The organism is Pseudomonadota bacterium (genome assembly GCA_039815145.1).
GTDB lineage: Bacteria > Pseudomonadota > Gammaproteobacteria > Steroidobacterales > JBCBZW01 > JBCBZW01.
On the sequence record JBCBZW010000180.1, the window covers coordinates 1 to 8,710 of the forward strand.

Annotated in this window: 6 protein-coding genes; 2 read left to right on the forward strand and 4 right to left on the reverse strand. The window is 67.4% G+C overall.

The window, feature by feature from the left end; genetic code table 11:
• From AAF184_23410 to AAF184_23425, 4 genes are all read right to left on the reverse strand, one after another.
• Positions 1–1,493 (reverse strand): glucan biosynthesis protein G (locus tag AAF184_23410; GenBank protein ID MEO0425304.1); only part of this gene is annotated, 1,493 nt, incomplete at its 3' end.
• An 83-nt stretch (positions 1,494–1,576) separates the two neighbouring features.
• A complete protein-coding gene (locus AAF184_23415; protein ID MEO0425305.1) occupies positions 1,577–3,430 on the reverse strand; it encodes a type II CAAX endopeptidase family protein in 1,854 nt (617 codons plus the stop codon).
• Positions 3,427–4,326, reverse strand: coding sequence for a hypothetical protein (locus tag AAF184_23420; protein ID MEO0425306.1), 900 nt, complete (start codon positions 4,324–4,326; stop codon positions 3,427–3,429). The genes AAF184_23415 and AAF184_23420 overlap by 4 nt, the downstream gene beginning before the upstream one ends.
• A 73-nt stretch (positions 4,327–4,399) precedes the next feature.
• Entirely contained in the window at positions 4,400–5,374 is a 975-nt protein-coding gene (locus tag AAF184_23425) for an MBL fold metallo-hydrolase (protein MEO0425307.1), read from the reverse strand.
• A gap of 413 nt (positions 5,375–5,787) precedes the next feature.
• Here AAF184_23425 and AAF184_23430 point away from each other — a divergent pair, with 413 nt between their 5' ends.
• Both AAF184_23430 and AAF184_23435 read left to right on the forward strand, forming a co-directional pair.
• Positions 5,788–8,007, forward strand: coding sequence for a S8 family serine peptidase (locus tag AAF184_23430; GenBank protein ID MEO0425308.1), 2,220 nt, complete (start codon positions 5,788–5,790; stop codon positions 8,005–8,007).
• 240 nt (positions 8,008–8,247) lie between these two features.
• Positions 8,248–8,460 (forward strand): hypothetical protein, encoded by a 213-nt coding sequence (locus AAF184_23435; protein MEO0425309.1) that lies wholly within the window; start codon positions 8,248–8,250, stop codon positions 8,458–8,460.
• The last annotated feature ends 250 nt before the right edge of the window (positions 8,461–8,710 follow it).

Consider the following 8,710-nt stretch of genomic DNA (forward strand, 5'->3'; position numbering starts at 1 on the left):
AGTTCCGCCTCCTTCCTCAGGGGCAATCGGTAGTCGATTACCACCCGAAATCCTTGGGTATGCGGGTTGCGTTGCACCCGCGTGGTGGCGGCCAGTTCCGTTGGCGCTTGTAGTCTTGGGGTGATGGCATCGAGCATGGCCGCCGTGGGTGGGCGGGCAAACTCGTAGTCGATCACCAACTCACCTCGATCTGTGCTGCTGAGCTTGTTGCCGCGGGCGCTACGCACCACCCGGCCGAGCGTGCGCGGCAGCTGACTGCGGCCCGTCCCGGGCCAGGTGAGACGATAGGAGAACTGCGCTTCCTTGCCCGCCTTCAGCGGCTCGGCGGGACGGAAGTAGCTCACGATGTTGTCGTTCACCTCCTCGCGGGTGGGGATTTCCACCAGCTGTACGGCGCCTCGGCCCCACGCGTTGCGCGGCGTGACCCAGGCGGATGGACGTCGATGGTAGAGCGCCTCGAGATCCTGATAGGCGGCGAAGCGGCGATTGCGCTGCATGAGGCCGAAGCCTTTCGGGTCCTGATCGAGCAACGCGGAGAACTGCAGCTTGGCGGGGTTACTGAGCGGGCGCCACAGGTGCTCGTCTGCGCCGGTGTGCACGGCGAGGCCCTCGGAGTCGTGCACCTGCAGGCGGTAGTCCGCGCGGGCCGGAGGATCGATGCTGCCGTGGAGGTACATCGAGGTGAGGGGCGCGATGCCGACGTGGCGCAGATTCTCACGCGGGAACAGGGTGGCGGTGACGTCCATCGTGAGCACCACGCCCGGATAGATGCGGAACGTGTACGCGCCGGTCACCCGCGGGCTGTCGAGGGTGGCGTGGACGACGATGGCGTTGGCGTCGGCGGCCGGGCGCTCGATCCAGAACGCCCGGAAGACGGGGAACTCCTCGCCGCTCGCCTCACCCACGTCGATGGCGAGCCCGCGCGCGGACAGGCCGTAGCGTTGGTCCGCGGACACCCCTCGGAAGTAGCTGGCCCCTTGGAAGACGAGGAATTCGTCGCGGTAGTCCTCCCGGTTCAAGGGGTAGTGCAGTCGGAACCCGGCGAACTGGCCGGCGCTGCGCAGGGCGGCGGCCACCTGTTCGCTGGGCGCATCGAAGGAGTCCTGATCGACGCGCACATCTCGCGCCACGCCGTTTTCCACCACCTTGATGTCGATCAGGTCGCGGTAGAGGAAACCCGGCGCGAACAGCTCCACTGCGAAACGCGTCGGGCTATCACCCCAGATAGCTTCATCGTGTCGGTAGCGGATCTCGCGGTAGGTGTCGTAGTCGAGGTTGGCGAGGGCCGGCGGGGTTTGCGCCGGTGGCACGTAGGGTGCGCTGGCCAGGGCGCGCGCGCGGGCCACGACCGTCGCTCGCGAGAAGCGCTCGACGGCGTCTGCCGACGGCGTCGGCGCTTCGGGTTGCGCGGTAGCGAGCCCGGCCCACACAGCGAGTGCGGCGATCAGCGCGCGCCGCAGGGGCGAGCACCTCGGGCGGGTGTTGTGTTCCATGACCGTATCGTCCGCATCAATGCTGCACGACACAACGTGCAGTTTCGACGACGGTTGACGCGCCTTGGAGCTAAAGGGCTGCGTTAGCTGTCGCCACCGAGCGACGTCAGGGCGACGTGCAGGACGAGGGCCACGAGGTTATTCGTCATGTGCAGCAAAACAGCAGCGCGCAAACCACCGCTGCGCTTCACGGTCCAGCCCGCCACCAGACCGAGCCCCAGGAAGAACGGAGCCACCAGCACGTCGTTGTGAATGATCGCGAACAGCGTTGCTTGCAGGAGGTTGGCGACGGGGAAGGACAGGTGGCGAGCAAAGGCGCTCAGGAGCACGCCCCGGAACAACAGCTCCTGGCTGAGGGGGACGACGACGCCCGCCAGCAGCAGCGCCGGCAGGAAGCCGATCGTGTCGACGGCGGCGAAGATGTTCGTTCGCACCCCGAAGACGCCCGCCAGCAGCACGGCCATGATCCGCAGGGCGAGCCAACTCAGCAGCACCACCGTGAGCGTTTGGCGCCAGTCCCAGGTGCTGCTGGCCAGGCGTCGCAGGCCTGTGAGGCCTCCGCAAAACGGCAGCAGGAGGAAGGCGGTGACGGCGGTGGCACCGAGCGCGGTGATGGTGAGATGGGCGATGGCCAAGTTGTTCTGCGCGTCCGTCACCGGCGAGTCACCCTCGGGCAACCCTGGGCTCCAGCTCATGTCGCTCGGCTGCAGCAGATAGTTCGCAGCGAAGCCTAAGATCAGCGCCACGCTCAAGGCCAACCACGCGTGCTCCAGGCGCCAGGCGAAGGGGGTGGGGCGACGCGGCTTGGCCGCGTGTTGGCGCATCAGTCCGCGGTAGTGCACGGGCGCGATCAGCGTCATCCAGGGCAGGAGCAGGGCGCCGAGGAGCACGCCGAACAGGGCGAGAGTGCCGGGCAGTTCGCGCTGGGTGAGGGGTAGATCGGGGTAAGCGCGGGCCAGCATCAAGCGCAAGCGCAGGAGGCGGTCGTTGTCCCATCCGCCGGCGCGCAGGCGATCGTAGGTGCTGACGGCGCCGTCGCGATCATCCTGCGCCAGCGCCACCCGAAAGCGTTCGTAGAGCACGGAGGCGGCGTACTCGGGGTACCACTGGGCCTGCCTGGTGGCGGCGGCATCGTACTGCTCCGCCGCCAGCGCCTGCTGGCCGAAGCGCAGCAGCTGTCGCGCGAGGGTCAGTTCGTCGTGGTCCGGTGCGTCATCCGCGCCGAGGGTGGCGTAGCGTGCGGTGGCGAGGTCGTCGGCACCGAGTTCGAAGAGCAGGGCGACCTCGCGAGCGGGGTCGGTAGGCGCTTCCAGGCGTGGCGCCGTCAGCATCTTCTCCGCGAGGGCCGCCTGGTCGCGATCGATCAGCCAGCGCACGGCGATCTCCCGCACCGGGGAGAACAGGTCGAGGTTCATCGCCGCGTTCGCGTAGTAGCCCGCCTTGTCGAGATCTTGCGCGGCGTAGGCGTAGGCCAGCAGCTCGTAGAGGTTGGCCGCTTGTCGGTTGGTCCAGCCGACCGCCTGGCCGCGTTCCAGCAGCGCTTCCGCCTCGCCGATCAAGGCTTGCCCGCTCAGCTGCTCGAGGCGGTAGAGCAAGACTTCCGGGTGGTTGGGGTAGCGGGAGGACACGGCCTGCGCGCAGCGCTCGCGATCCGCCTCGATGCGCTCGTAGTCGAGCATCTCCAGGTATTGGAATTGGCTGAGGTAGCGGCAGTGGCTGATGGCGCCGGCGACGTCGCCGCGCGAGTAGCTGTCGTCGCTGCCCGCGGCGAGGCGGGCCTGCTCGTAGAGGGCGTCCAGGGTGCGTTCGAGGCGCTCGAGGGCAGCGCCCTCGGGGTGTAGCGCTGCGCCGTCAGCGGAGGGGGCGACGCTCGTCAGTGACGTTGCTAGTAGAACGAGTAGGTAGCAATGCGCGGCGCGGCGCAGGAGAGTCCTCACGGCAGCGCCTCGCGGTAGGGTTTTCGCGCCTGGTAGTCCGCCAGGCGTGCGCGCATGCCGTCGAGGAGCGTCGGGTCCGTGCCCTCGGCCATCAGGGCGATGGCCTCCTCCTGGGTCGCCACGGCGGCGTCGAAGCGGCCGATCTCGGCGTAGGCCGCGGCCAGCGTGTCCACCCACTCGCCGTTGCGGGGGTCTCCGCTGTCCAGCAGGATTTCCATCAAACGCACGGCTCGGGCACCGTCGCGGCGCTCCGCCTCTGGCGCGGTGGCCAGTACCCAGGCCGTGTTGTTGGTGTACACGCCTGCCGTGCGGAGGAAAAAGCCCGCTTCTTCCGCTTGTTCGGGCACACCATCGTCGAGCAGATCCTCGGCCAGGCGCACCTGCGCCCTGGGCTCGCCGAGGGCCGCGGCGCGGCGTAGCAGTTCGCGGGCGCGCTGGGCATCGTTCGCTTGCGCCGGTTCCCGCTGCTCGAGGAACGTGGCCAAGGTGAGCATGGAGGCGGGATCGCCTTGCGCGACGGCCGCGTCGAGCAGGGCGAGGCCAGCGGTCGTGTCCGCTCCGCGCAGGTAGAGGGCGGCGAGGTTGCGTTGGGCCAGCGCATGGCCCGCAGCTGAGGCCTGGCGCAGGAGTTCGAGGGCCTCGTCCATCTTCTGTTCGCGCAGGGCGTGCACGCCGAGCATGGCCAGGGCGAGGGAATCACCCGCTTCCCGGGCGTCGCGCAGGTAGTCGAGCGCCTTGGGCAGGTCGGCGGCGACGTCACGGCCGAAGTAGTACGCCATGCCGAGCTGGGTCAACGCTCGGGCATCGCCTGCCGCAGCCCGCGCACGCACCACGCCGAGGTTGTCCGCGTGCGCCTCGGGCGCGAAGGCGCCCAGGACGCATGTGGTGAGCGCCACTACGCTGCAGAGCAGCGCCGTCCTGATCGGGCCGGGGCGGTGACAGGCGTGGTGGCGACCGGTGTGGGCAGCGCTAGTGATGGCCGTGCGCGTCGGGGTCGCGAGCGCTGGTCTGCTGCTGCGTGAGATCGTTGTACAGCGTGTCAATGAAATCATTCACTTTGACGAAGCCGCCGCCCCAGGCGTCGGCCCAGGCAGCCAGCAGGTTCTGCTCCTTCATCTGGGCCAGGCTGACGCCTTCCTCGTGTGCTGCCTTCACCCTGGCCTGCGTGTCGCGCAACATGGCCACGAAGCGGCGCATGTCGGCGGTGGTGGAGAGGTCACCGTGACCGGGGATCACCTTCACGTCCTCCGGCAGGGCCGAGAGCACGTGCTCCACGGTGTGGATCATGCCGTCGACCGTGCCGCCCGCGCTCAGATCGACGAAGGGAAACCCGTAGGTGACGAAGTTGTCGCCCATGTGCACCACGTTGGCCTTGGCGAAGTAGATGATGGCGTCGCCGTCCGTATGGCCGTGGGCGAGGTGCATCGCGCGGATGTCCTCGCCGTTCAGATGCAGGGTCATGCCGTCGTGGAAGGTGATCACGGGCAGGGCGTCCTGCGCCGCGGGTTCGAGGTCGAAGGCGATGCGCGCCTTGTTGCCGGCCTTGCCGCCCTCGGCGAGGCGCTTGCGCACGTTTTCGTGGGCGATCACGGCGGCGCCGTAGTCGCCTTGGAAGGTCTCGTTCCCACCCGTGTGATCGCCGTGGTAGTGGGTGTTGATGACGAAGCGGATCGGTGCGGCGTCACCGGCGAGTTCAGCGAGTGCGTTACGAATTTTGCTCGCCAGCGGGGCGTACTGGTCGTCCACGATGATGACCCCGTCCTCGCCTGCGCTCACGCCGATGTTGCCGCCTGCGCCCGTGAGCATGTAGACGGATCCGGCGACCGCCTGGGCGTCGATCTGGACCTCGCTGAAGTCCTGCTGGGCCTGTGCTGTGGCCACGGCGAGCAGCGATAGCGCCGCGACCAGCAGCCGGGGCTCGGCGCTGCGTGAGAGGCGAGACATGGGGCGAATCCCTACGCGTGGAACCAGGCGCTGAGGGTAGCGGATTGCGCGGGACGACGCCTCCGGTGCCGGGGAGGCGACGGACTAACCATAAAACATGACGCAAATTCGGCGACTCTTCAATCGCGCAATCTGTGTTTGACAATAATTTCGGCGCTGGTGAACACTCCGGGGGCGATTTGCATGCTGCAGGTTGCCGGTTCCGGGGATCGGGTGTTGTCGGATAGCCAACCCGAGGAGCCGTCGGCCACCGCTGCTGCTTTGCAGTACGTACTGCCGCTTGCCGGTCGCGCATCGCCCGTTCGTGAGAGCACGACAATCGCCCGTGACCCGTTCGATGGTCACCGCTCGGGCAACGCACCGCGACTCCTGAGGAGTGCGGTGGCATTCACTAACGCTAGGAGAGATGACCCATGGGGATCAGAACGGTGGCCGTATTGGCATCGCTCGCCGCAACGGCGGCGAGCTATGCAGGGGACGGCACGATCCGCGTACCGCAGGGTGCGCAGACCATTGCCGGCCAGTACATCGTCGTGTTCAACGACGATGCTGGCCTGGTACGAGGCGCCGAGTCAGGCGTGCGAGAGCTGGCGACGCGCCTAACGGGCCAGTACGGCGGCGACGTGGAGCGCACCTACGCGTGGGCCCTGCGCGGCGCGACGGTGCGCGCCGACGAGGCCACCGCGCGCAAGATCGCGGCGGACCCGCGCGTGAATTACGTGGAGCAGGACGCGATGTCGCGCGTGGTGGGCGATCAAGCCAACCCCACCTGGGGCATCGATCGGGTGGACGAGCGCTCCCTGCCCCTCGACAACAACTACCACTGGGACTTCACCGGCAGCGGCGTGGAGGTCTACGTCATCGACACAGGCATCCGCACCAGCCACGTGGACTACGGCGGCCGCGCCGTGTGGGGTGCTGATTGCATCGGCACGGGACAGTCGGACAACAACGGTCACGGCACGCACGTGGCGGGCACCGTTGGCTCCGCTACCTGGGGCGTGGCTAAGGACGCGACCCTCGTCGCCGTGAAGGTGTGCAACGGTAGCGGCAGCTGCCCTAACAGCGCCATTACCTGCGGTATCGACTACGTGACCTCGCGCAAGCTGAACAACCCGTCGATCCCGATGGTGGCCAACATGAGCCTCGGCGGCGGCTTCTCCCAATCGGAGAACGACGCGGTCGACGGCTCGGTGAACGCGGGCGTGTTCTATGCCGTGGCGGCCGGCAACGACAACGGCTTCAACGCCTGCAATCTTTCGCCGGCCTCGGCGCCGAACGCCTACACGGTGGGTTCGACGACCAGCTCGGATGCGCGCTCGTCCTTCTCCAACATCGGCGTCTGCCTGGACATCTTCGCGCCGGGTTCGTCGATCACCTCCACCTGGAACACCTCCAACAACGCCACCAATACGATCAGCGGCACCTCCATGGCCACCCCGCACGTCGCCGGTGCAGCCGCCCTGGTGTTCGACCAAAACCCCACCTGGACGCCCTTCCAGGTGCAGGACGAACTCACCGCCCGCGCCACCGTCGGCGTGGTGTCCAACCCCGGGTCGGGCTCGCCCAACCTCCTGCTCTACACCCTCGATGACGGGGGCGGCCCGCCGCCGCCGCCCGCGCCCGAGTGTGCGAGCGACGCCTTGAACCTGAACAGCTTCAGCTTCACGGGCGCCGCTGGGCAGAACCAGGCCAACAACTTCAACGTGACCGACGGCGGCGACCAGATCGACCTGCTCGGCAACACCTGGGTGCGCACCACGAGCGACTTCACGGTGAGCTCTAGCACCACGTTGGAGTTCTACTTCCGCTCGAGCAATCAGGGCGAAATCCACGGCATCGGCTTCGATGAGAACGACACGCTCAACGATGACCCGCGCTACTTCCAGTTCTGGGGTACGCAGAACTGGACCGGCACCGGGCAGATCGATCTCTCCCCGACCTACAACGGCAGCGGCGACTGGCAGTTCTATTCGGTGGATGTGGGCGCCAACTACACCGGCTCCATGAGCCTCGCCTTCGTCAACGACAAGGACTCCGGTAGCGGCACCAACGAGAGTCAGTTCCGCTGCGTGCGGGTGGTCGACGACAGCCCGCCGCCGGGTGGTGGCTGCAGCGTCGACATCGACTTCGAGTCCGGTGCCGACGGCTGGTTCAACGACGGCGCCAGCACCTGCTCCACCGGGGCCTATGTGCTCGGTAACCCGACCCAGCAGTCCAACGGCGGGGTCACCACGCAGGTGGGCGGCTCGAACTCAGGCACTACCTCCGTGTTCACCGCCACCAACACCAGCCCCGGCAATGCGGACGTCGATGGCGGCAACTGCATCCTGGGCTCGCCCGTGTGGCCGGTGAGTGCGGCCTCCACCCTGTCCGTGGCCTGGTTCCACGGTCAACGTGACAGCAACGACGACAGCGGCGACGGTTTTGCCGTCGAGTACTCGCTGAACGGCGGAAGCACCTGGAGCACCTTGGCGTCCATCGGCGATACACAGACGAATGCGGCCTGGGCCACGTCGTCGGCGAGTATCCCGGCGGGCTCTGACGTGGCGCTGCGCGTGCAGTGCGCTGACGCGACCGGCGGTGGCGATCTCGTCGAATGCGGCATCGACGATGTGAAGATCTGTAACTAGCTTCAGGAGGGTATCGCCGCCCTCGCGCACGGGTGTGCGCGGGGGCGGCCGATCCGACGGACTTTACCCACGCCTTATGCGAGCTGAGTCTCACTTTCCTAAGGCTCGCTGACCCCGACCCCCGTGCCCCCCTGCCTGCTCCCTGATGAAATAGCGCTCAGTGGATGAGGCGCCGACGACCGCGCCTCGGTAGGCCGCCGAGCGACCTCGGGCGCTTCGCCGGTGATCGGGAGAGACAGCGTGAACTTCAAATTCTGGCTAACGACTATGCTGGCTGCCGTGGTGCTGCCGACCATCTGGTTGGCACGCCCCGACAATGCGGCCCAGGCGCCGCGCGGGGCGGGGGAGTCGTTGCAGCGCTCACGCGCCTCCCTGTCCAAACAGGGCTCGTCAGCGCTTCCATCACACATCATTCAGGAGCTGCGCCTGACGCAGGCGCTCAGCAACCTCTAGGTCCCGGTAAAGGCCTGGGTTCGCGTTTCACCCGGGTCTTGGAAGGGCGGTTCCCGCTAGGGAGCCGCCCTTTTTTTTTCTTGCATTAACCCACTTCGGTGCCGACGACGTTCACCCGCCCAGAACCATCCGAGGAGCCGATGATGAAGATCACCCATGTGTTGATGGCCTTATTGCTGGTCTTGGCCGGGGCCGTCGTCTGGAAGCAGGCCCAGCCCCCGGCAGGGGACGATGTGGCGGTAACGACTCC